Genomic DNA, 23,651 nt, shown 5'->3' with positions numbered 1-23,651 from the left:
TATGCCAATGGATCTTAATTTAGGTGACATAGTAGAACTAAAAAAACAACATGCTTGTGGATGTAAACAATTTGAAATAGTTAGAGTAGGTATGGATATAAAGATTAAATGCACTAACTGTAAAAGATTGATTATGTTAGATAGACAAACTTTAGAAAAAAGAATAAAGAAAATTGTAAGTAAGTAGGAAGGTTTTAGTTAAACAGTTGTAGTAACCTAATAAAATTTATATAGATGATTAGGTAATATATAGGGGGTGCTTTAACATGGCAGTTAGATTTGCAGACAGAATGAGCAAAATTGAAGGGTCAGCTATACGTGAGTTATTAAAACTTACAGCTAGACCAGAGGTAATATCTTTCGCAGGTGGGATGCCTGCTCCAGAATTATTTCCAGTGGAAGAAATGAAAAAAGTTTCTGTAGCAGTATTAGAAGAACAAGGAAGAACAGCATTACAGTATACTTCAACAGAAGGTTATCTTCCATTAAGACAAAAAATTGCAGACAGAATGAACAACACGCTTAAAACAAATGTAGGTCCAGATGATATATTAATGACTAGTGGGTCTCAACAAGGTCTTGATTTTTCAGGAAAAACATTTATAGACAAAGGTGATGTAATTTTATGCGAAAGTCCATCTTATATGGGTGCACTAAATGCAATGAAAGCTTATGAGCCAGAGTTTATTGAAATTGATACTGATAATGATGGCATGATAATGGAAGACTTAGAAAAAGTTTTGGCTTCTAATGATAAAGTTAAAATGATTTATGTAATACCAGATTTCCAAAATCCATCAGGTAGAACATGGCCATTAGAAAGACGTCTTAAATTTATGGAAATAGTAAATAAATATGAAATACCTGTGATAGAAGACAATCCATATGGGGAATTAAGATTTGATGGAGAAAGTTTACCATCTCTAAAATCACTAGATACTAAGGGATTGGTAATTTATCTTGGAACTTTCTCAAAAATATTCTGTCCAGGATATAGATTAGGATGGACTTGCGCTGCTCCAGAAATACTAGCTAAATATAATATTTGTAAGCAAGGAGCTGATTTACAAGCATCTACAATAAGTCAAATGGAAGTAAATAAATTTATGGACATTTATGACTTAGACGAGCATGTTGAAAAAATAAAAGCATGTTATGTTAAGCGTAGAGATATAATGTTACAAACTATGAAAGAAGAATTCCCAGATTGTGTTGAGTTTACACATCCACAAGGAGGACTATTCACTTGGGTCACATTCCCAAAAGGAATTAACGCTGGTGAAATGGCTAAAAAATGTTTAGAGAAAAATGTAGCATACGTTCCAGGTGAGTCATTCTATCCGAATGGTGGAGTATATAATACTTGTAGACTTAACTATTCAAATATGCCTGAAGAAAAAATAGTAGAAGGTATAAAGAGAATGGGAGAAGTATTAAGAGAAGAATTAGCTAAGAACGAAGAAAAAGAGTTAGCTACAAATAAATAATTTGTATAAAACTTAGAAAATGGGTTAATACTAAAAAATGGGCAAAGGTTTTCTTTGTCCGTTTTTAATTTAAAATGGATAGCTATTAAGCTATCCATTTGGGAGATTGGGATGAAATATATTTAAGTTATGGGGGCTATATATACTTGTATTATTTATCAGAAGCAATAAAAATATACATAAATTGAATAAAATAAATAAAATTTTTAAATATTAAATAAATATAAAACTATTATTAAATTATACAAAGTAAAATTAGATATAAATAGTTTGACAGAGCTTATTAGAAGTGATAAAATACATAAGTATGAGAATTTATTCTCATTTCTCTGCTCTGCAAAAGTGGAGCCGTTAAGTCCAAAGGGAGGTGAAATTTAATGAAAAATTATGAATTAGTTTACGTTGTAAGACCAAACGCTGAAGACGAAGTTAAAGAAGCAGTAATGAACAAAGTTCAAGAAGTAATCTCAGCTAATGGCGAAGTTGAAAAAGTTGACACTTGGGGAAACAAGAAATTAGCTTACCCAATAGCTAAGTTCACAGAAGGTTTCTACGTGTTAGTAAACTTCAAAGCTTCTGCTGATCTTCCAAAAGAATTAGACAGAAACTTAAAAATAAACGAAAACGTAATAAGACATATGATAGTTTGTGCTTAATTAGCATTTAACTAGTTTTATTATGAATAGGATGGTGCTTTTATGAACCATGTAGTATTAGTTGGTAGATTAACTAAGGATCCAGAATTAAGATATATACCTGGAAGTGGAACACCTGTTGCTAACTTTACAATAGCTATAGATAGAAACTATACTAAAAAAGATGGAACTAAAGAAACAGACTTTATTCCTGTTGAAGTGATGGGAAAAGCAGCCGACTTTTGTGCAAATTATATCTCAAAAGGTAGATTAGTTGCAGTTCAAGGAACTTTAAGAGTTGATAGATATCAAACACAATCTGGAGAAAATAGAACTTTTACTAAAGTAAGTGCTAATTCAGTACAAGCTTTAGAGAGCAATAAAAATAGATCTGAAAACCCATATGGGGAAGGTCATCAAGGTTCGCAACCGACTTTCGAACCTAACTTTGAGACGCCACAAGGATTAGATCCAAATGGTTTCCAAGCAATAGATGATGACGAAATACCATTTTAGAAAAGGAGGGGACTCTAAATGATAAACAAGAAAAGACGTAAAAAAAGAAAAGTTTGTCAATTCTGTGCTTCTAAAGACGCTAGAATAGACTACAAAAACACTCAAAGATTACAAAAATATGTAACTGAAAGAGGTAAAATATTACCAAGAAGAATATCAGGAACATGTGCTAAACATCAAAGAGAATTAACAGTAGCAATAAAGAGAGCTAGAAACATAGCGCTTTTACCATATACATTAGACTAGTAAAGATGCCTTCCATTGATTCATCAATGGTGGGCTTTTTTATTAGTTCTACGGAAATAAGAAAGATAGTTTTAAAGATTTTGGAAAGGTCATAGAACTAAAAGGTTAAATTATTACTTGGGAAATTATAGATATAAATAATTTAGTATTATTATTATGAAAAGGAAGGTAGAAGCCCTCCTTTTTTCATTGTATGTTACCTTGCAAATTATGATATAATGTTTATATATTGAGGAGGGGAAGATTGTGCGAATAGAAAAAGGTTCTGATATTACAAAAAATGTAAAAATAATAGAATGGATAAAAAATGAAATACTAATGAGTATAAGTAATCTGTTCAATCTAATATTCAAGGGCGTAAAACCTATTGACGATGGACTTCAAAATGCAATAGCTAATATAATTATGTTGTCTTATCTTTTAGGCAAAAGATTAGGCGTTAGTTTTGATGAAATAGATCATAAAATAAAAGAAAAAGCAAAAGAAGGAATAAAGGAAGAGCATAGTATAGAAACCTGGTTTGGAGATTTGTCAAAATTAGAAAAACATATGGACAATAGGGAGTGATATAAGTTGAGTAAAGATTTAAGACTATCAAAGGTATTACTGATAGTCATTTTAGCTATAATATTAATAGTGATAAGCTTAAATGTACCTCAATTAAGTTTAATATTATTATTAATACCAATACCTTTTGCATTAATTGGAACGTTATCAAATATTAAAAATAATATAATATCACTAATAATCACACTGTTGGCTTTAATATTTTTAAGTAAACCTATATATGTAGTTGATATATTTATAAACAGTATTGCTCCTGGAACAATTATAGGTATTATAGCTAAAAACGTTTTAAGTAAACAAGATAGTAATAAATATGAACCAATTTTTATAGGTTCTATAGTATTTATGATTTCTATAGTAGTACATTATATTATATCAAAATATGCTTTTGGAGTTGATATATTGGATGAGATGATTCAAGTATTCAATGAAAGTATAGAAGCGCAAAAAAGTTTGTTACAATCTGTAAGTAACATCGAATTGTTAAGTACAGAAAATATTATAGATACATTTAGAAATATAATACCGACTATATTATTTTTTAAGGGTATAATTTCATCAATAATTATATATTTTGTTGAAATATATGCTCTTAAAAAAATGAGATTTGGAGATTTAGGCGAAATAAGATTTAGAAATTTTTATTTGCCGGGAAATGCTATAGTTATTTCGTTTATATTATACTTATTAATGTTAGGCTTGTCTTATATAGAAACACCATTATATACAGATGCAATATTTTTGAATTTACAGATGGTATTTAATTTTATGTTTATAATACAAGGGATATCTGTATCCATTTATTTCATAAAAAAATGGTTAAGAAATGGCATAGATAAAAAAGTATTTATTGGTGCAGTGTGCGTAGGTATATTTGGAATGACAGGAATTTCTTTTATAGGTATGATAGATAGTATATTAGATCTTAGAAATGTGAGAGCTTATAAATCTATATAGGAGGATAGGAATGAGGAATAAACCAAGTTTTAAAATAAATATGCCAGAAATAAATATATATATATTAATTATTGGAATAACAAGTTTAATCCTACTTTTCTATAATTTGTATATAGGATGTTTGTTTTTCTTTGGATTTATTTATATAGTATTTCACAATTGGAGAATTGCTAATTTTAGAAAAAAAGAGTGGAATAGATACATTGAGAATTTGTCTTTAGATATAGATGAAACAACAAAAAAGGCTATAATGAATCTACCTATACCTCTTTGCATTCTCGAATTTGATGGAAATATATCATGGTACAACAAGAAGTTTTATGACATTACACAGTCACCAGATTTGCTTGGCGAAAATATAGACAATATAGTTAAAAATATTAATTTAAGAAAAGTATTAAATGAAAATAAAGAGATGTATACTGAGGTAAGCTACAAAGATAGAGAGTATACAGTTGTTTATAATGTTATAAAAAATGAAAAAGATGATCAAGTGAAATATTTAATGATGCTTTATTGGATAGATAAAACACAATATTTAACTCTTTCTCAGAAATATGAGGAAGAAAAAAATATCATAATGCTAATTCAGGTAGATGGATACGATGAAGTATTGAAGAGTGCTAATGAGGAGAAAAGATCTTTAATTTCTGTAGAATTAGAGAGAATACTATCTAGCTTGGAAACATCTTTACAAGCAGCAGTAAAAAGAACATCAAAGGATAAATACATAGTGATAACTAATCAAAAAGGTTTATCTAAACTACAAGAAAATAAATTTACCATATTAGATACAATAAGAGACATTGATTATGGAAATACACTTCCTGTAACCATAAGTATAGGTGTTGGAAGAAATGGAGACTCCATTTATGAAAATATTAAACTTGCTACTGGAGCTTTGGACTTGGCCTTAGGTAGAGGTGGAGATCAAGCTATTGTAAAAACAAAAGATAAGTTTGAGTTTTATGGTGGAAAATCTAAAGCCGTTGAAAAGACAACAAAAGTTAAATCTAGGCTAATAGGTCATGCATTAAAAGAGATAGTATCTCAAAGTAAAACTATATATATAATGGGTCACAAATATCCTGATTTAGATGCTATGGGAGCAGCAGTGGGTATATATGATATATGTAAATCTTTGAAAAAAGAAACATATATAGTACTGGACTCGGTTAATGAATCTATAGATGAGTTTATAAGTAGATTGAACAAATGTGAGTATTATAAGGATTTATTTATAAGTAAAGAAGATGCAATAAAAAATTGCACTAGAGATACGTTGGTAGTTGTAGTTGATACTCATAGACCTAGTTATACGGAATGTGAAGAATTACTAGGAATCAGTAAAAAAATAGCTGTAATAGATCACCATAGAAAAGGTGTAGAATCTATTCAAGATACTGTTTTATCATTCCATGAGATCTATGTATCATCTACTTGCGAAATGGTAACAGAAGTTGTTCAATATTTAGAGGATGATGTTAAAATAAATAAACTTACAGCAGAAGGACTTCTTGCAGGAATAAGTTTAGATACAAAATTCTTTGCATTTAAAACAGGAGTAAGAACTTTTGAGGCAGCTTCTTATTTAAAGAAGGCAGGAGCAGATACTACAGAAGTTAAGAAACTATTTAGATCAAATGTGGAAGATTTTAAAACAAAGGCAGAAATTATAAGTAATACTCGTATTATTAATAATAGAATATGTATATCTTATTCAAAAATACAGTCTGAAAATATTAATGTGGTTATTGCTCAGGCGGCAGATGAATTATTGACAGTAAAAAAAATAGAGGCATCATTTGTACTTGGTGAAAAGGATGGAACTGTATTCATAAGTGCAAGGTCATTAGGAAAAATAAATGTACATGTTTTAATGGAAAAGCTAGGCGGAGGTGGACATATAGATATAGCTGGTGCTCAACTAGAAGGAGTATCTATTACAGAAGCCCATATGAAAGTACATGAAATAATTGAACAATACTTAAGGGAGGAAGACTAAATGAAAGTAATATTATTAAAAGATGTTAAAGGAACAGGAAAAAAGGGAGAAGTTAAAGAAGTAAGTGATGGATATGCAAAAAACTTTTTATTGCCTAAAAAAATGGCAGTAGTTGCTGACAATACAAATGTAAAAGAGTTAAATGAAAAAAATAAATCAAAAGAATTAAAAGCTCAAAAGGAATATGAAGATGCGCTTGAATTAGGAAAGAAAATGGAAGACATGGCTGTAACTATATATTCTAAAGCTGGAGATGGTGGAAGATTATTTGGATCAATAACTTCTAAAGATGTAGCAGAACAATTAAAGAAACAACATAATATAGAAGTGGATAAGAGAAAGATTTCACTTGATGAGCCAATTAGAGTGTTAGGTTCAAGATTTGTTGAAATAAAAATACATCAAAAAGTTACTACGAAGATAAGAGTAGACGTTAAAGAAAAACAATAAGCACTAGGTTGAGGTGATAATAATGGAGGATATAAGTAGAATTCCTCCACATAGTGTGGAATCAGAACAATCAATATTAGGTTCTATTATCCTTGATAAAGACGCAATTATAACTGTGGCAGAAACCATAAATCCTGGTGATTTTTATAAAGAAGCTCACAAGATAATATATGAGTCTATGTTAAAGTTAAATAGTAATAATGAACCAATAGATTTGATAACATTAATAGAGGAATTAAGAAAAGAAGGTCATCTAGATAACGTAGGAGGTATTAGTTATCTAACAAGTCTTTCAACAATAGTTCCAACGACATCAAATGTAAAGTATTACGCCAACATAGTGAAAGAAAAATCTGTCATGAGACAGCTTATAAAAGCGTCTAATGAGATTATAAACTTAGGATATGATGCTTCTACAGATGTTCAGGAAATATTAGATAAGGCAGAAAAAAATATATTTAATATATCTCAAGAAAAAAACAGTGATGACATCCAACCAATAAATTTAGTACTACAAGATACCTTTGATATGATTGAAAGGTTGTGTACAGATAAAAGTGATGTTACAGGAATAACTACTGGATTTACAGACTTAAATAAAAAAATAAATGGACTGCAAAGGACTGACTTAATTCTACTAGCGGCAAGACCTGCCATGGGAAAAACAGCATTTTCATTGAACCTTGTTCAAAATGCTGCATTAAAAGGTGATGCATCTGTAGCAGTATTTAGTTTAGAAATGTCTAAGGAACAGCTTGTTCAACGTATGTTATCTGCACAATCTAATGTGGAGTTAAGTAAAATAAAAACAGGTTCTCTTGGAGAATCAGATTGGCCAAGAATAATAGATGGCATGGCAGTATTATCAGAAGCTAATATTTTCATAGATGATACTCCTGGTATAAAAATATCAGAAATAAGATCAAAATGCAGAAGATTAAAAATAGAAAAGGGATTAGATTTAATTTTAATAGACTACCTTCAATTAATGGAGGGAGAGGGTAAAAATGAAAACAGGCAGCAAGAAATAGCTAAGATTTCTAGATCTTTAAAAATACTAGCTAAAGAATTAGATTGTCCTGTAGTTGCTCTTTCGCAGCTATCTCGTTCTCCAGAACTTAGAAAAGACCATAGACCTATATTATCAGATTTAAGAGAGTCTGGGTCTATAGAGCAGGATGCAGATATAGTTATGTTCTTATACAGAGATGAATATTATCATGACGATTCTGAAAAGAAAAATATAGGTGAAGTTATAATCGCAAAAAATAGACATGGTGAAACAGGTAATGTAGAATTAGTATGGTTTGGCCAAGTACAAAAATTTGCTGACAAAGTTAGAGAAATATAAACATATATCCACAGAACAATCTTTCTATATTTGAGAAAAATGTGGATAATTATGAAAAAATAGTATTAAATAAAGGCTATACAATAAAATGTTATACACAATATCCACAAATAGTATGTGGATAAATGTGTATAACTAAATAAATATGTGTAAAATTTAATGAAAGAGTTGTTTACAAGATAGGAATATCTTTTAAACAACTCATATTTATGTCAAAAAATAAGTCAATATGGAGAATAATAAAATGAAAATTGAAATGTTTTTTGTATATCCACATATGGGAATTGTTAATAAAGAAAGTAATTTGTTCAGGATTGTGGATTTTAATTTAAAAGAAACCTTAGTAATTTATTTAATGAAAGAAAAAAATCAATATAATATATATATGATAAATACAATGACAGGATCTATAGAAAAAATCTTTACGGGTAAGGATTTAGATGAAGCTGAGAAATTTAATGATATATTTATTAAAAAAAGGGATAATATTATTAACGGAAAAAGCTTAGAAGAAATAGAAAGATACATATTAAAAGTAATTAAAAATTAAAAAAGTTGAAACTAAGACGAATATTTGTTAAAATATATAACGTAAGTGTTCGATAATAAGTTGAAAATAAATTATATATTAAATATTATGAAATTTAGTATATAGATAATAGAGGTGAAATAAATGAAAACAGTAGCAGTTGTTGGTTCTCAATGGGGCGATGAGGGAAAAGGAAAAGTTATTGATTTTCTTGCTACTCAAGCTGATGTAGTAATAAGAGGACAAGGTGGAAACAATGCAGGTCATACATTAGTAGTAGATGGAAAGAAATTTGCATTAAGATTAATACCATCAGGAATATTAAACCCAAACACTATTAACGTAATAGGAAATGGTATAGTATTCGATCCAAAAGGTTTTTTTGAAGAAATAGAAATGCTTGAAAGTAATGGAATAAATACTAAAAATATTAAAATAAGTGATAGAGCTCACATAGTATTTCCTTATCATAAGGAATTAGATGGATTAGCAGAAGAAGCAAGAGGAGATAACAAAATAGGAACAACTAAAAAAGGTATCGGTCCTTGTTATATGGATAAAACAGAAAGATCTGGAATAAGGGTTTGCGACTTAATGAATAAAGAAGTTTTTGCTAAAAAATTAAAACTTCAAATAGAAGCAAAGAACAAGATAGTTACAGGTGTATATGAAAAAGAAGCTATGTTTGATTTTGATGAAGTATATAATGAATTTATGGTATATGCAGAAAAAATGAGACCATTTGTGGATGATACAACTGTAATAGTTTATGATGCAATAAAAGCTAATAAAAAAGTATTATTTGAAGGTGCTCAAGGTACATTACTTGATTTAGATCTTGGAACATACCCATTTGTCACATCTTCACATCCTATATCAGGAGGATTTGCAGTAGGTGCTGGTGTAGGTCCAAACATGATAAAGGACGTTGTTGGTATAGTAAAAGCTTATACAACAAGAGTTGGAGAAGGTCCTTTTGTAACTGAATTACATGATGAAACTGGTGATAGAATAAGAACTCAAGGGCATGAATTTGGAACAGTTACAGGAAGAGCTAGAAGATGTGGTTGGTTCGATGCTGTTATAGTAAAATATGCAGCTAGAGTAAACGGATTAACTAGTATATCATTCATGTTATTAGACGTATTAACAGGATTTGATAAAATTAAAATATGTACTGCTTACAAAATGGGAGATGAAATAATAAATAATTTCCCAGCTTCATTAGAAGACTTAGCAAAATGTGAGCCAGTATACGAAGAATTAGATGGATGGCATGAAGATATAACAAAGGTTGAAAACTTCGATGACCTTCCAGAGAATGCTAAGAAGTATGTAGCTAGAATAGAAGAATTAATAAATGTTAATATAGATTTAGTATCTGTTGGGCCAAACAGAACTCAAACAATAATAAGAAAAAATATATTTGCATAGAGTTTCACATGAAACAAAAAGGAGAAAACTATCAAAAGTTTTCTCCTTTTATTTATTTAAATTAGATATTTTATTTTGCCATCTTAAATCATCACCAACAAATTTAATCATTTTGAATTTATCAAAAATACGTGAAAAAATTCTTTGAGAATAAAGTTCACCAAGTTGAGCAGGATTAAGATTAGTAGAAATAATAGTTTTTTTACCATTTAATAAACGAGTATTTAGAATTATAAATAACTCACTAATAGTAAATGAATTAGTAAGCTCTGTACCCAGATCGTCTATTATTAGAAGATCACACTCAAATAAATTTTCGTAATCATCTCTTGATAAATGATGATCAGAATTTCTAAACTTATATTCTTCTATGATTTCAAACATTTTAAAGGCAGTCTGATATATTACTAAATATCCTTTATCAAGAAGTTCCTTGGCAATATAGCTAGACATAAATGTTTTGCCAAGTCCTGTATCTCCATAAAACAATAAGTTTTTATCGTTATCTCTGTCAAAATCATAAATAAACTCATCACAATCAGATAAAATTAGTTGCATGTTTTGTCTAGGAGAAACACCAGTGCTTGAATCAATTTCTTCTGAAAAAATACTGTCGTCATATGTACACTGATTTTGTTTATCTAACATTCTAGATAAATTGGACATTTTATAAGATTCATTAATGATTGCTTGCTTTAAACAATTGCATTTTTTACCGTTTGTAAGAAATCCTCTATCTTTACACATATTACATTCATATTGAATATCAAGATAGCCATTAGGAACATTCCAACTATCTAATAAAGCTTGTTTTTCACTAGTTAAAGCTTGGATTTTTTCCTTGGCCTCTAATGTAAGAGCTTCCTTATTTGATGGATTTTTAAGAACAAGTTTCATCATTTCTAATCCAACTTTACTAATTTCACCTTCTATTTCTTTTACCTTAGGAATTTGTTTGTAAACATCATTTTTTCTTTGTTCTAGTAGCCTATCTGCTTTATCTCTTTTTCTTTCGTAACTAGTAAGAATATCTCTTAATTTTGATTCCTGCATTTAACCACCTACCTACTAAAATTTACCCTTTTGGCTTTCTTTTAGAAGTTTCTCTAATTCCTCAGGGCTGTAGTTTCTAAATGTTTCATTGATATTATGGAATCGTGTTTTAACTTTAGGAATAGAGTTATTACTTGAAGGTGTATTTTTTCGATGTTGTTTTTTTTGATTAAATTCTTCTTCTAATTTTTCTATATCACCTAAAGTTTTAACATTATTCTTTTTATATCTTTCAATTATACCATTTATATAAGATATAGAAGGATTAGATGTATTTTTGGACTTGCTACAAGCTTCTAATATAACTTCTATATCCATATTGTACTTATCAATCCATGTATCCATGATTCTTTTTTCCTCTGATCCAGGATTTCTATTAAACCCAAGAGACTTAAAAATAAGTTTATGAATATCATAACGCTTCTTATCTTCGATTACATTATTTTCAATATCTTCAATAGTATAAAGACCTAAGTCGTACCAGTTTCTAAGTATACCTTCAATATAATTAAGATTTTTAGGAGTACCATTATTATTTTGCTTTGAAGTTTCATAAGCATAAACAATAACATCAGGATTAACATTAAATTTTTCTCTAATGTCTAGTATTCTTAATTTTTCTGAAGGATCAAGAAATCTCCCTATTATACGGTTTATACTATTAAACATTTTAGTTATGCTTGGATTTTGTCCAGCAGAAACTATTCTATCACTATTAGATTTAATAGAAGGTGTATTAGTTTGGAGATTTTCAACATAGAGTCTTTTTAAATCTAAAAATTCAATTGAATAATCAAAAGCATCTGGGCTATCGTTTTTATGCATTTTCACTATGTTTTGCTTTTCCCAGAATTTCCATGCATTAATAACATCTGATAACGGAACTTCTAAAATTCTAGCAATAGAGCTGTTATCAAATTTAGGATCTGGAATTGAAGAACACACTTGTCTATACGCCAAAAGATATACCTTTGTGTATAATCCATCGCCCATAGGCATATATATATCTATGAAGATATTTGGAATGGTTGTCTCACCAAAATCTATATCATTTTCTTCTTTATAAAAAAACATATAATCACCTCAGCTTCAATTATAACATAAAAGCTATTACAAATTTATATTGGAAGTTTTAAAAAAAAATATTCACTAAAAAGGAGGTATAAATTGGTTATTAAATTCGATAAAAAGAGAAGGAGATTATTTGTTATAATCTTAGCTCTTCTAATCATTATAGGGGGAAGTATACGTACATTTATACTTACTAATCAAAGAGAAACTTTTACACTTAAAGATGAAAAAAATAAAAACGAATATACCATAGATGTAATATATGATGATGAAACTAATCGTATTTTATGCAACGAAAGTTTAGTTTATATAAATAATACGAAAACTACATTAGATAAAATTTACCTACATATTTATCCAAATGCTTTTTGCCAAGAAAAATCAGTTCCTTTTGAAGACTCAGAAATGAGCAGAGCTTATCCAAATGGATTTAATGAAGGATATATAGATCTTAAAAATGTATTAAGTAATAAGGAAAGATTAAAGCATGAAGTAACAGGAGATAAAAATGATATTCTAGAAATTAAATTGGATAAATTATTAAAAACTGGTGAAGCAGTAAAAGTAGATTTAAAATATAATGTAAAATTACCTAACTGTCTTGGAAGATTTGGTTATGGTGACAATACAGTAAATGTAACAAATTGGTTTCCTATAGCATGTGTTTATGATGATAAAGGATGGAATCTAAAAAGCTATGAAACTGTAGGAGATCCATTTTATAGCGACACTAGTAACTTTAAAGTGAAAATATTAGCCCCATCGAAATATAAGTTAGCAACTACAGGCAAGGTAACAGAAAAGAAAACAGATAATGAGAAAATACTATACACCATAGATGGTAAGATGGTTAGAGATTTTGCTTTTATTTTAAGTGATAAATTTATAGTAAATAAGGTTAATTATAAGGATATTGTAATAAATACATATAATTTAAATGAGGATATGAGTAAAGAGGCTTTAGATATATCTAAGTCATCCATAGAGATTTTTAGCAATTTATTTGGTGACTATCCATATGATACATATTCAGTGGTAGCCAGTGACTTCTTTATTGGAGGAATGGAATATCCTATGTTATCTATGATAGATGAAAGTCTGTATAATAATGAAAATAAATTTCTACTGGAATATGTAATAGCTCATGAAACTGCCCATCAATGGTGGTATAGCGTTATCGGAAATGATGAAATTAATGAACCTTGGTTAGATGAAGCATTGACGGAATATTCAACGATACTTTATTTTGAACAAAAATATGGAAAAGAAACAGGAGATAAATTAATAAAAACTATGGAAGTCCAAACAAGAAACTATAAAACAACTGATATATTCAAGGCTACAACCGAGTATAAAGATTCATCAGAATATAGTTTAAGTGTTTATACAAAAGGAGCAGTAGTTTTCAATGAAATAAGGAAAGAAGTTGGAGATGAAGTATTTTTTAATACTTTAAAAGAATACTATAGTACATATAAATTTAAAAATGTAAATGGACCTCAATTTGTTGATCTTTGGAAGAGTAAAGGTGTGGATATTGAAAAAATTATAAAGGAATGTAAATAAAATTTTTGCCAGAGCATTGAAAAATAATTTAATGCTCTGTTTTTTTGGTATAATATAATTTATGAGAAAAAGAGAAAAGAGGTGCACCATGTTTAAGTATTGTTCTATAGGAAGTGGAAGTAGTGGAAATTGTCACTTTGTTAGTTACAAGGATACTAATATATTAATAGATGCAGGCCTTAGTGGTAAAAGAATAATGACAGGTTTAAATGAGATAGATGCTGATATAGAAAAAATAAAGGGCATATTTATAACACATGAGCATTCTGACCATATAAAAGGTGCAGGAATATTATCTAGAAAATTGGACATACCTATTTTTGCAAATGTAAAAACATGGTGTGCCATGAAAGATAAATTAGGAAATATAAAAGAAGACAATATGAAAGTATTTGAAAATGATAAAACATACAGTATAGGAGATTTAGGAATTAAGCCCTTTTCTATACCACACGATTCAAGTGATGCTGTAGGATATAATTTATTTTCAGAACAAGAAAAAATGTCAATTGCTACGGATATAGGATGTGTAACAGATAACATTAGACAAAATCTATATGACTCAAAACTTGTAGTATTAGAGTCTAATTATGATCCAAATATGTTAATGATGGGAAGCTATACTTATAGTTTAAAAAGAAGGGTAATGTCTGACTGTGGACATCTATCAAACGAAGAAGCAGCTAAGTTCTGTGTAGATTTAATTAATAATAATGCTCAATCTATATTATTAGCTCATTTAAGCAAGGAAAATAATTTTCCGGACTTGGCCTTTGCTACATCTAAGAATGTGCTAGCTAATAATGACATGATAATAGGACAAGATTTAAACTTAGAAGTTTTATCAAGAGATAAAGTTTCAAAGGTTTTTGAACTGTAAATCTTGAGCCACTGTGTTGGAACATCACTTCATATAACTGAAGATAAAGTTAATAAGAGGAGAAAAATATGCGTATCAGTATAGTTTGTGTAGGAAAAATAAAAGAAAAGTATTTAAAATTAGGAATAGATGAATTTTCAAAAAGATTATCTAAATATTGCAAGCTAGAAGTAATAGAATTAGATGATGAAAAAGCTCCTGAAAATTTAAGCGATAAAGAAATGCTTATGATTAAGGATAAAGAAGGAAAGAAGATACTAAGTAAAATCAAGGATAACGCTCATGTTATAGCACTTGCTATAGATGGAAAAAACTTATCATCTGAGGAATTGGCAAATACAATTGATAATTTAGGTGTTAGAGGAACTAGTCATATAGTATTTGTTATAGGTGGATCTTTAGGGCTTTCTGATGAGGTTTTAATAAGAGCTAATTATAAGTTGTCTTTCTCTAAGATGACCTTCCCTCATCAACTTATGAGACTAATATTATTGGAACAAATTTATAGAGCTTATAGAATAAATAATAGTGAACCGTATCACAAGTAAATGATACGGTTTTAGAAAAAATACCAACATTAATAGATGGGATTTGTATATTAAATAAATAATAAAAATAATCTTAATATATCAATTTAAATGGCTAAGGCTATTTTGCGATTATTATAATCTTGAAAACAAGTTTTATAATCAGAATAAATTAAGAGTAAAATTTATCTTGTGATATAATAAAGCATTATTCATTTAGGATTTAATAATTTTATATATATTTCATTTTTTCAGATTTTGGAGGAAATTTTCAATCTAAAATACATAATTTAATAATAGATAAGATTGATTATAAAAGAAATGGTAAAATAATAGATATAGGTGATGATAGTGCTTTACTTATAACTAAAATAGCAAAATAATTGTGAAAAACATCTCTGTAGGAATTGATTTTATAAAAATAAGTGCATCTAAGTTACTATTTGATGAATATGAGTTTGATGTAATGTATATATGACAAATAACAAATGTTCTAGGTTAAAGTATTGTATGTTTTAAATTTAATATTTTAGTAACTTAACTTTTTTTTAGTAAGTATGCTAGAATGTATGAAGGTGGTGATTGGATATGGAAAAATATCATATGTGTCCAAAGTTTGAAAATGCTTTTGAATTATTAGGGAAGAGATGGACTGGCCTAATTATAAGAACATTACTGAGCGGACGAAAGCGATTTTCTGATATATCAGATGCAATTCCAAATATGAGTGCTCGTATGCTAACAGAAAGATTTAAAGAATTAGAAAGTGAAGGAATTGTTGTTAGAAAAGTTTATCCAGAAATACCTGTACGTATAGAATATGAACTTACAGAAAAAGGACAAGAACTTAAAATTGTTATGGATGAAATTCAAAAGTGGGCGGAAAGATGGACTTAAATAAATTAAAAATAAATAAAAAGGATCTCCTATTGATTTTAGGAGATTTTTTTTATTTATTTTTAAAAAATATTGACTAATTGTATTTAATATGTAATAATGATTTTAAAGTTAGTTACTTTTAATAACTAACTAAACAATTTAAATTTAATAAAAATATGTAAGTCAATGAATTATTTTTAGTGAAGCATATATGAATAGTTTAAATTAAGAGTACAAACTATATTAAAAAGGATTGTTATAAAATGTTAAGAAAAATAGATAGTAAAAATATGGGAAGTAGTTATCTTGGTTGGTTAAGAAGTAAGTTTCATTTTTCATTTGCAGAATATTATAACCCAAATAATATGAATTTTGGAGTTTTAAGAGTTATAAATGATGACTTAGTTAAACCTAATACTGGATTTGAAATTCATCCTCATAAAAATATGGAAATAATATCATATGTTGTTAATGGTGAATTAACTCATGGAGATAGTATGGGTAACAAAAATACTATTAGTCGTGGCCATGTTCAATACATGAGTGCAGGAACAGGAGTTTATCATAGTGAACATAACCTTGGAAAAGATCCATTAAGATTTCTACAAATATGGATTTTACCTGATAAACAAGATTATAAACCTAACTATGGAGATTATAAGTTTAATTGGAATGATAGACAAAATAAATGGCTTCATATTGTTTCAGGCAAAGATGGAAGTACACCAATAAAAATAAATCAGGATATAAATATTTATTCTTTAGAGCTTGAAGAAGGAAAAGATATTGATTTTAGAGTTAATAAAGGGAGACAAGCTTACCTAGTTCAAATAGAAGGTAATTCATTAATTAATAAAATTGAATTAAATGAAAGAGATGGAATGGAAATAGTTGAAGAAGATATTTTAATTAAGGCAAAAAAAACTTCTCATATTTTAATTTTAGAAATGAATAATCAAGATTAATGGTATTTAAATTATATTAAGAGTAAATTAAGGAAGTTTAAGTAATTATAAATTTTTTTATATGAATATCACTAATTAGTTATATAAAGGTGAAAACTATTCTAATAAAAATAAATTGCAATATACAAAATAAAAAATAGAAGAGAGGTATATAAAATGGCACAAGGAAAAATAGTATGCGGATGTTATAAAGTAACAGAGGAAGAAGTAATAAAAGCAATAAAAAATGGAGCAGATACAGTAGAAAAAATAGGAAAAGTTACAAAAGCAGGAACAGGGTGTGGAAACTGTAAGGGTGGATTACAACAAATATTAGATAGTAACAAGCCACAAGATAAAAATTTTTTAGATAAAATAAAATCTTTATTTAAGAAATAGATAAATTATTGATATCAAGAAGCCTAAATTGTTTCATAAAAGACTTTCTTTAAAGGTATAATGGAGAACCGTATCATAAATAAGTGATACGGTTTTTGTATTAATATCGATAATTATATTTATATAATCAGTCTTATCTTTAATAAAATCACAAAAGAGTAGAGTCAATAAAAATTAAAAAATAAAGGGTAGTGGTAAAATTTCAAGATTATTTTCTAGTAGTAGAGGTTTGCAAAATAAAAGGAATTGCAATAAAAGCATTAAGATATTATCATAAAATGGGTATTTTTATTTCAAAATATATTGATCAAGACTCAGTTAATAGAATTATAGGGTTTGGTTTATTTAATGATATTTTGGATACTAAGACTTATAGTTCTCAAATTCAGATTTTTTTAGATAATTATAATTAACTTAAAACGTAAATTCTACGTAAGAAAAAATAGCATTAACCGTAAAAATGGTTAATGCTATATATATATAAGTTATTATTTTTTGAATATACCAAATGGTTTACCAACTGGTAAGAAAGTTCTTCCAAAGTGAGTATTTAAAACAGCTGCACCAGAACCATAGAATGATACTATTGCTATTAATAATTCAGAATAAGCAGCTAACATATGAGTAGTATGTTCCATTATCCCGAATGAGCTTAAAGATAACCCTAGGAATAAGAAATCTATAAGAATAAATATAGTAAATAATACTTTGTGAGTTTCCATAGCACCTATAGTCATAAATAATGTGAATATTAAATATCCTAAGTAAGCAAATCCTAATTGTTTTGTATCACAAGCAGCTGCTAATTCAGAACCAAATACTCCGTTTTGTATTAACCAAGTAAATCCAACTGCATACCAAAACATTGCATAAGCACCGAATGCAGTAGCACCGAATGTATTGTTATGTTTGAAGTCATTTATGCATGCAAATAATTGAGCTGTAGCTCCTAAGAATATAGCCCATGGTAAAACTAAAGATACTCCTGAAGTTAATCCTAATTTTTGAGATGAAGCTACTAATGTTATTATTGCTAATCCAAAAAGTCCTAATGCTGAAGGGTCAGCAGTTACAACTTTAACTTTTGTTTCGTTTGTCATTGTGAAACCTCCTAATAAAAATTCGTATCAATGTATTTTGTATACACACTAATCTATAATACCAAAAATTTTGCGTAAGGTATATAAAAAAATTAAAAAAGTTAATAATTAGTGTAACTTAGATATATCAATGCTTAGGATATCGTATTCACAGTATGGAAATGATAAAAATATTAAATAGGTAATGCAACCTCTGAATTAATAGTATCTTATGCATATAATAGATTTGTAGTAGATTTATTTGGTTGAAGAACATTTATATCTTTATTAGGTGTAATTATAAAGTTCCATCAGAAGGGTTAAATTATTATAATTGCGATGGAATAAAAAATATAGGATATTATGTTATGAATTATGCGTAAAAAATAAATGACATGAAATTATCCTCCGAGTAAAGAAAAATTAATAGTGGAAGTAATTAATGCTCATATCTATAATTTAGCAATATCTCAAGGGTTAGAAGCTAAGTTATAGATAATTAGGTAATAGACATTTTAAAGCGTTTTTATATATACTCAAAACCCTTAAAAAGGCTATATCAAAAGTGATATAGCCTTTTTTATTTACAACTATTTAATTTTTTCTTTATCCCAAATAAAGAAGTTATCTGCATTATTTAGAGCTCCAAAAATATTTTTTTTAGAGCCAGTCATATGGTCATTTAACTTAGACACAAGCTCTTTTATATTTTGTCTATTAGTCTTTCCATCAGCTGGACAAGGATTTTCTATAATTGGATAATTATAATCCTTAGCTACTTTTTTAGTCATATATTCTTCAACATAAATCATAGGTCTGATTATAGTTAAATCTTGTCTATCCATATGTGTTTTAGGAGAGAAACAACTTACTCTACCTTCGTAAAGAATAGACATTAAGAAAGTCTCTATAGCATCATCTCGGTGATGACCTAATGCAACTTTGTTGCAACCTAATTTTTTTGCAGTATCATTAAGGGCACCACGTCTTAAGTTTGCACATAATGAGCAAGGATTTTTCTCTTTTCTAATATCAAACACAATTTCTTTTATATCTGTTTGAACTTCATGATAAGGTATTGATAAATCTTTGCATAATTTGTACAAAGGAGAATTATCTACCCCTCCTGGATTTAATGTTATGGCTATTAACTCAAACTTTTCAGGTGAAAATCTTTGATAACTTTTTAATATATGAAGTAGTGCTAGACTATCTTTTCCTCCAGATAAACCAACTGCTATCTTATCATTTTCTTCTATCATGTTAAAATCCTTAATTGCTTGGCGAGTTTTGCTAAGTAATTTTTGCATGCATCTATTCCTCCTAACTATATATAAAATAAAAAAATTTTTAATTTTTATTAAAGCAACCTAAATATTATAACAAATATGAAAAGCTGTAACAATTATAATAAATTGGATATATTTATATAAAAACTATAAACTATTATAATATATAGGTAAAATGTCTAGGATAGATATGATATATAGATTAAAATAGAGTTATGTATTTAAGTGAAAATAAGGAGTTGAGATTTTGAAGGATCAAATAATAAGAAAAATTTTCAATGGGTTTATATATATTCATATACTGCATCATGGCCAAAAAGACTGGTTTTATGGAAGTTGGATGATTGAAGAATTAAAAGAACACGGATACAATGTAAGTCCAGGAACCTTGTATCCAATATTAAAATCTATGGTAGATGAGGATTATTTAATTAAGGAAGAAAAAAATGTTAATGGTAAAATAAGAAAATACTATAGAAGTACTGATAAAGGTAGAGATTTATTAAAAGAATTGAAACATAATTTAAAAGAATTAGTAGATGAAGTTTTATAAGAAGAACTAAGGTGTTGGTAATACAATATCTTAGTTTTTCTCCTTGAAAAATTAAATTAAATATGTTAATATCGAAATACGATATCGATATATGATAAAGAAGGAGAATGAGACCTTGAAAATAATAGAATTGAAAAATTTATATTATAAAGACAAAGAAAATATTATTTTGGACGGAGTTACAATAGATATAAACAAAGGTGATTGCATATCTGTTGTAGGCGAATCAGGAAGTGGAAAAAGTACATTACTAAAAATATGTGCAGACTTAATAGAAATAAAAGAAGGAAATATTAAGTTTAAAGGAAAAAATTATTCTTTTTATGAAGCAACTGATTTAAGGAAAAAAATTAGTTATTCTATCCAAATACCATATTTATTTGGTAATACAGTTTATGATAATTTAGAGTTTCCTTTTAAAATAAGAAATAAAGAAGTAGATTATGAAAAAATTATAAATTTGTTAAATAGATTTAATTTGGAAGACGATATATTAAATAAAAATATAAACTTATTATCAGGAGGAGAGAAGCAAAGAATATCTTTTATAAGAAATATAATTTTCACTCCAGAAGTATTATTGTTAGATGAAATAACATCTGCCTTAGATTCTGATAATACAAATCTTATACAAGGTTATGTAGAAGAATTAAATAAGCAAGGAGTAACTATACTATGGGTTACTCATAGCAAGAAACAAAGTGAAACTATATTTAATAAAAGAGTCACAATATCAAAGGGTAAAATTGAAAAAGTGGAGGAATTTAATTAATGAAAACAGAAGCGTTAATTTTGTCGTCAGTATTAATAATGGTTCCTATTATAATTTCATATAAAGAAAAGTTAGAATTAAATAGAGATATTATAGTCAGTATGTTAAGAGCAGTAGTTCAATTATTAGCTGTTGGATATGTATTAGACGTTATATTTGGACTAGATAAATTAATTTATACAGTTATATTAGTTTTAGTAATGATTATTAATGCATCAATTAATACAAAGAAAAAAGGATTTACTATAGAAAGTCAAGTTTTCATATCATTTGTATCTATTAGTGTGGGAACAATTATAACTTTAGGTATTTTAATTAGTTCAAAAGCTATAGGTTATACGCCAAATGAAGTAATACCAGTAGCTGGAATGATAATCAGTAATTCTATGGTTGCAATAGGATTAAGCTATAGAAATTTGATCAATAATTTCAAAAATAATTCAATAGCAGTTGAAGTTAAGTTATCTTTAGGGGCAAGCATAAAGGAAGCATCTAATGAGATAATCAGAGAGAGTATTAAAATTTCAATAATGCCTACAATTGATTCAGCTAAAACTTTAGGCATAGTATCGTTACCAGGAATGATGACAGGATTAATATTAGCAGGGGCATCTCCATTAGTTGCAGTTAAGTTTCAAATTATGGTTACATTTATGATTTTATCATCGTCATCAATATCTACCATTATAGCAACATACTTAAGTTATAAAAAATTATTCAATAAAAGAAAGCAGTTAAAGTCAATAGTAACCTAAATAGATTAGAAAATAATTGATATAATATTTAATAAGTAGAAGCAATTAAACTTAATTATATATTTAGGAGATAAGATGAAAAAAACACTATATGATTATAAAACGGAAATAGAGAAACTTCCTATTAGGGATAAATATACAAAAGAAGAATTATTAACAGAAAATTTTCTAATAGATAAAGAAAATAATATAGAAATATATTATGCTCCACATAATGAGTATATAAATCCTAAAGCAAAAATACTAATAATAGGTATAACACCAGGATTTATACAAATGAATACGGCCATAGCTGCTGCAAGAAAAGAACTAGAAAACAACAGTGATATAAAAGATATACAATATAAATGCAAAGTAGCAGGTAGATTTAGTGGAAGTTTAAGAAAAAACATTATATCAATGCTAGATCAAGTAAAATTAAATGAAGTACTAAACTTAGAAAGCTGTAGTGAACTATTTGATAGAAAAGATTATTTAATGCATACCGTGTCATTAATACCTTATCCTGTTTTTGTGAAAAAACAAAATTATACAGGACACACACCAAAGTTATTGAAAAGTGATTTTTTAATGAAATATGTCTATGAGAATTTTATAAATGAAATACGTGAGTTAGATGATTTTGAAAAAATATTATTAATACCCTTAGGAAAAGCTGTTGAAGAGGTATTATGCAAACTAAAAGATGAAAAGTTTATTAAAGAAAATCAAATTCTTATGGGATTTCCTCATCCATCAGGAGCCAATGTCAATAGATTAGTTCAATTGAAAGAAAATAAAGATAGTATGATAGATTTCATAAAAAAAACCGTATCTTAAGCTGATACGGTTTTGCTATTTATTTTATCGATATATAAATTATAAGTTAAACCTAATACTACTAAAGCACCACCAATTACTTGGTAAAAAGAAATTTCACCTGTAGATAAAGCATCTATAATTATTCCTGTGAAAATCTGACCAACAAATAATAATAAAGTTAAGTAAAAAGATGAAACCTTTGAAGATAAAAAAGATAGCATTGTAACTACAACAACGCCTAAAAGTCCGCCAGCATAAACAAACCATGGAGCATTATAAGATGAAGCTGTAAGTAATTTAAAAGTCTCACCACTAATTAATAGTAGTAAAAAAGAGCCAGAAAGGCCAAATATATAGTTAAATAATGTACTTTGATACATTCCTATTTTTTCTGATAAAACAAAGTTTACAGATCTAGATAATACATTTGAAACCCCACATAAAATTGCAAATAATATATATATCATAACTTACCTCCCTATGATAAAGTCATCACGTAAATACCAGCAACAATGATGACTAATCCTAAAATTTTCTTTTTATCAAATTCAACTATAGGCATATTAAAATAGCCAAAATGATCAATAACAAGAGACGTTACTAATTGACCTAATAAAGAAAGAGAAACAGTTAATGAAACACCAAGACCCACAAAACTAGCATTAGTAAATAAAACTGTTAAAATACCTATAAGACCGCCTGTAAACATATAAAAAGGTATACCTTTAAGATTACCTATTTTTGATTTTGTAAAAATAAGAACAAGTATAATTCCGATTAATCCCACAAAATGAATGATAATGCTAGAAGCATAATTTCCTGCAATATTGCCTACTTGACCATTTAAAGAAATCATTATGGAAAGTATAATTCCCGTAATAATTGAAATAAAATAATTCATTATAA

29 protein-coding genes are annotated in these 23,651 nt (G+C 27.7%); 23 read left to right on the top strand and 6 right to left on the bottom strand.

The features are described 5' to 3' along the window. The first annotated feature begins 1 nt into the window (after nt 1). The 12 genes from TVTCOM_RS19590 to TVTCOM_RS19535 all read left to right on the top strand — a co-directional run bounded on the left by TVTCOM_RS19590 (nt 2) and on the right by TVTCOM_RS19535 (nt 10,177). Complete coding sequence (locus TVTCOM_RS19590; protein WP_018590086.1) at nt 2-187, top strand: DUF951 domain-containing protein; 186 nt, start codon at nt 2-4, stop codon at nt 185-187. A gap of 79 nt (nt 188-266) precedes the next feature. Beyond that, nucleotides 267-1,487: a PLP-dependent aminotransferase family protein gene (locus tag TVTCOM_RS19585; RefSeq protein WP_434797876.1), complete on the top strand. Its 1,221-nt coding sequence runs from the start codon at nt 267-269 to the stop codon at nt 1,485-1,487. 377 nt (nt 1,488-1,864) lie between these two features. Further along, on the top strand, nt 1,865-2,143 hold the full coding sequence (rpsF, locus tag TVTCOM_RS19580) for a 30S ribosomal protein S6 (RefSeq protein ID WP_074920230.1): 279 nt from the start codon (nt 1,865-1,867) through the stop codon (nt 2,141-2,143). A gap of 42 nt (nt 2,144-2,185) precedes the next feature. After that, nucleotides 2,186-2,638: a single-stranded DNA-binding protein gene (gene ssb / locus TVTCOM_RS19575; protein WP_434797875.1), complete on the top strand. Its 453-nt coding sequence runs from the start codon at nt 2,186-2,188 to the stop codon at nt 2,636-2,638. Between the two features lie 18 nt (nt 2,639-2,656). Then, nucleotides 2,657-2,884: a 30S ribosomal protein S18 gene (gene rpsR / locus TVTCOM_RS19570; protein ID WP_018590090.1), complete on the top strand. Its 228-nt coding sequence runs from the start codon at nt 2,657-2,659 to the stop codon at nt 2,882-2,884. Between the two features lie 246 nt (nt 2,885-3,130). Then, on the top strand, nt 3,131-3,451 hold the full coding sequence (locus TVTCOM_RS19565) for a MazG-like family protein (RefSeq protein ID WP_434797874.1): 321 nt from the start codon (nt 3,131-3,133) through the stop codon (nt 3,449-3,451). 6 nt (nt 3,452-3,457) lie between these two features. Further along, nucleotides 3,458-4,408: a DUF2232 domain-containing protein gene (locus TVTCOM_RS19560; RefSeq protein ID WP_434797873.1), complete on the top strand. Its 951-nt coding sequence runs from the start codon at nt 3,458-3,460 to the stop codon at nt 4,406-4,408. 10 nt (nt 4,409-4,418) lie between these two features. Continuing rightward, the gene (locus TVTCOM_RS19555) at nt 4,419-6,413 is read left to right on the top strand and encodes a DHH family phosphoesterase (protein WP_434797872.1); all 1,995 of its coding nucleotides are present in this window, start codon (nt 4,419-4,421) and stop codon (nt 6,411-6,413) included. Further along, a complete protein-coding gene (gene rplI, locus TVTCOM_RS19550; RefSeq protein ID WP_434797871.1) occupies nt 6,414-6,863 on the top strand; it encodes a 50S ribosomal protein L9 in 450 nt (149 codons plus the stop codon). A 22-nt stretch (nt 6,864-6,885) separates the two neighbouring features. Then, nucleotides 6,886-8,214 carry a replicative DNA helicase gene (dnaB, locus tag TVTCOM_RS19545; protein ID WP_434797870.1) on the top strand — a complete coding sequence of 443 codons (1,329 nt, stop codon included), beginning with the start codon at nt 6,886-6,888 and terminating at the stop codon, nt 8,212-8,214. Nucleotides 8,215-8,458: 244 nt separating this feature from the next. Continuing rightward, nucleotides 8,459-8,764 (top strand): hypothetical protein, encoded by a 306-nt coding sequence (locus TVTCOM_RS19540; protein WP_434797869.1) that lies wholly within the window; start codon nt 8,459-8,461, stop codon nt 8,762-8,764. 123 nt (nt 8,765-8,887) lie between these two features. Beyond that, nucleotides 8,888-10,177: an adenylosuccinate synthase gene (locus TVTCOM_RS19535; RefSeq protein ID WP_434797868.1), complete on the top strand. Its 1,290-nt coding sequence runs from the start codon at nt 8,888-8,890 to the stop codon at nt 10,175-10,177. A gap of 48 nt (nt 10,178-10,225) precedes the next feature. Here the strand turns inward: TVTCOM_RS19535 and TVTCOM_RS19530 are convergent, their stop codons facing one another. Together TVTCOM_RS19530 and TVTCOM_RS19525 are read right to left on the bottom strand one after the other, a co-directional pair. Then, nucleotides 10,226-11,230 (bottom strand): ATP-binding protein, encoded by a 1,005-nt coding sequence (locus tag TVTCOM_RS19530; RefSeq protein ID WP_434797867.1) that lies wholly within the window; start codon nt 11,228-11,230, stop codon nt 10,226-10,228. A 15-nt stretch (nt 11,231-11,245) separates the two neighbouring features. Next, nucleotides 11,246-12,304 (bottom strand): DnaD domain protein, encoded by a 1,059-nt coding sequence (locus TVTCOM_RS19525; RefSeq protein WP_434797866.1) that lies wholly within the window; start codon nt 12,302-12,304, stop codon nt 11,246-11,248. Nucleotides 12,305-12,397: 93 nt separating this feature from the next. Between TVTCOM_RS19525 and TVTCOM_RS19520 the strand changes: the two genes are divergently transcribed. The 7 genes from TVTCOM_RS19520 (at nt 12,398) to TVTCOM_RS19490 (ending at nt 17,909) form a co-directional block, all read left to right on the top strand. Continuing rightward, entirely contained in the window at nt 12,398-13,867 is a 1,470-nt protein-coding gene (locus tag TVTCOM_RS19520) for a M1 family metallopeptidase (RefSeq protein WP_434797865.1), read from the top strand. Between the two features lie 88 nt (nt 13,868-13,955). Then, nucleotides 13,956-14,747 (top strand): MBL fold metallo-hydrolase, encoded by a 792-nt coding sequence (locus TVTCOM_RS19515; protein ID WP_434797864.1) that lies wholly within the window; start codon nt 13,956-13,958, stop codon nt 14,745-14,747. A 68-nt stretch (nt 14,748-14,815) separates the two neighbouring features. Next, nucleotides 14,816-15,295, top strand: a complete 480-nt coding sequence (rlmH, locus tag TVTCOM_RS19510) for a 23S rRNA (pseudouridine(1915)-N(3))-methyltransferase RlmH (protein ID WP_434797863.1) — start codon at nt 14,816-14,818, stop codon at nt 15,293-15,295. 567 nt (nt 15,296-15,862) lie between these two features. After that, complete coding sequence (locus TVTCOM_RS19505) at nt 15,863-16,171, top strand: winged helix-turn-helix transcriptional regulator (RefSeq protein ID WP_434797862.1); 309 nt, start codon at nt 15,863-15,865, stop codon at nt 16,169-16,171. A 245-nt stretch (nt 16,172-16,416) separates the two neighbouring features. Further along, the gene (locus TVTCOM_RS19500) at nt 16,417-17,118 is read left to right on the top strand and encodes a pirin family protein (protein ID WP_434797861.1); all 702 of its coding nucleotides are present in this window, start codon (nt 16,417-16,419) and stop codon (nt 17,116-17,118) included. A gap of 156 nt (nt 17,119-17,274) precedes the next feature. Continuing rightward, a complete protein-coding gene (locus tag TVTCOM_RS19495) occupies nt 17,275-17,496 on the top strand; it encodes a (2Fe-2S)-binding protein (RefSeq protein ID WP_434797860.1) in 222 nt (73 codons plus the stop codon). A 191-nt stretch (nt 17,497-17,687) separates the two neighbouring features. After that, nucleotides 17,688-17,909: a hypothetical protein gene (locus TVTCOM_RS19490; protein WP_434797859.1), complete on the top strand. Its 222-nt coding sequence runs from the start codon at nt 17,688-17,690 to the stop codon at nt 17,907-17,909. 75 nt (nt 17,910-17,984) lie between these two features. Here the strand turns inward: TVTCOM_RS19490 and TVTCOM_RS19485 are convergent, their stop codons facing one another. Both TVTCOM_RS19485 and TVTCOM_RS19480 read right to left on the bottom strand, forming a co-directional pair. Beyond that, complete coding sequence (locus TVTCOM_RS19485; protein WP_434797858.1) at nt 17,985-18,596, bottom strand: acetate uptake transporter; 612 nt, start codon at nt 18,594-18,596, stop codon at nt 17,985-17,987. Between the two features lie 569 nt (nt 18,597-19,165). Then, nucleotides 19,166-19,885, bottom strand: coding sequence for a tRNA 2-thiocytidine biosynthesis TtcA family protein (locus TVTCOM_RS19480; RefSeq protein ID WP_434797857.1), 720 nt, complete (start codon nt 19,883-19,885; stop codon nt 19,166-19,168). A gap of 226 nt (nt 19,886-20,111) precedes the next feature. Here TVTCOM_RS19480 and TVTCOM_RS19475 point away from each other — a divergent pair, with 226 nt between their 5' ends. The 4 genes from TVTCOM_RS19475 to TVTCOM_RS19460 all read left to right on the top strand — a co-directional run bounded on the left by TVTCOM_RS19475 (nt 20,112) and on the right by TVTCOM_RS19460 (nt 22,763). Beyond that, nucleotides 20,112-20,417, top strand: coding sequence for a PadR family transcriptional regulator (locus TVTCOM_RS19475; RefSeq protein WP_434797856.1), 306 nt, complete (start codon nt 20,112-20,114; stop codon nt 20,415-20,417). A 115-nt stretch (nt 20,418-20,532) separates the two neighbouring features. Continuing rightward, the gene (locus TVTCOM_RS19470) at nt 20,533-21,189 is read left to right on the top strand and encodes an ABC transporter ATP-binding protein (protein ID WP_434797855.1); all 657 of its coding nucleotides are present in this window, start codon (nt 20,533-20,535) and stop codon (nt 21,187-21,189) included. Then, nucleotides 21,189-21,944: an ABC transporter permease gene (locus tag TVTCOM_RS19465; protein ID WP_434797854.1), complete on the top strand. Its 756-nt coding sequence runs from the start codon at nt 21,189-21,191 to the stop codon at nt 21,942-21,944. Before TVTCOM_RS19470 ends, TVTCOM_RS19465 begins: the two co-directional genes overlap by 1 nt. A 75-nt stretch (nt 21,945-22,019) precedes the next feature. Beyond that, nucleotides 22,020-22,763, top strand: a complete 744-nt coding sequence (locus TVTCOM_RS19460; protein ID WP_434797853.1) for a hypothetical protein — start codon at nt 22,020-22,022, stop codon at nt 22,761-22,763. On the opposite strand, the gene TVTCOM_RS19455 is transcribed toward TVTCOM_RS19460, so the two are convergent. Then, nucleotides 22,760-23,212: a DMT family transporter gene (locus tag TVTCOM_RS19455; protein WP_434797852.1), complete on the bottom strand. Its 453-nt coding sequence runs from the start codon at nt 23,210-23,212 to the stop codon at nt 22,760-22,762. The genes TVTCOM_RS19460 and TVTCOM_RS19455 overlap by 4 nt on opposite strands. Before the next feature lie 11 nt (nt 23,213-23,223). Continuing rightward, complete coding sequence (locus tag TVTCOM_RS19450; RefSeq protein ID WP_434797851.1) at nt 23,224-23,646, bottom strand: DMT family transporter; 423 nt, start codon at nt 23,644-23,646, stop codon at nt 23,224-23,226. Nucleotides 23,647-23,651: the final 5 nt, after the last annotated feature.

This window comes from Terrisporobacter vanillatitrophus, assembly GCF_051148895.1.
Taxonomy (GTDB): domain Bacteria; phylum Bacillota; class Clostridia; order Peptostreptococcales; family Peptostreptococcaceae; genus Terrisporobacter; species Terrisporobacter vanillatitrophus.
This window is presented reverse-complemented; position numbering and strand designations above follow the sequence as displayed.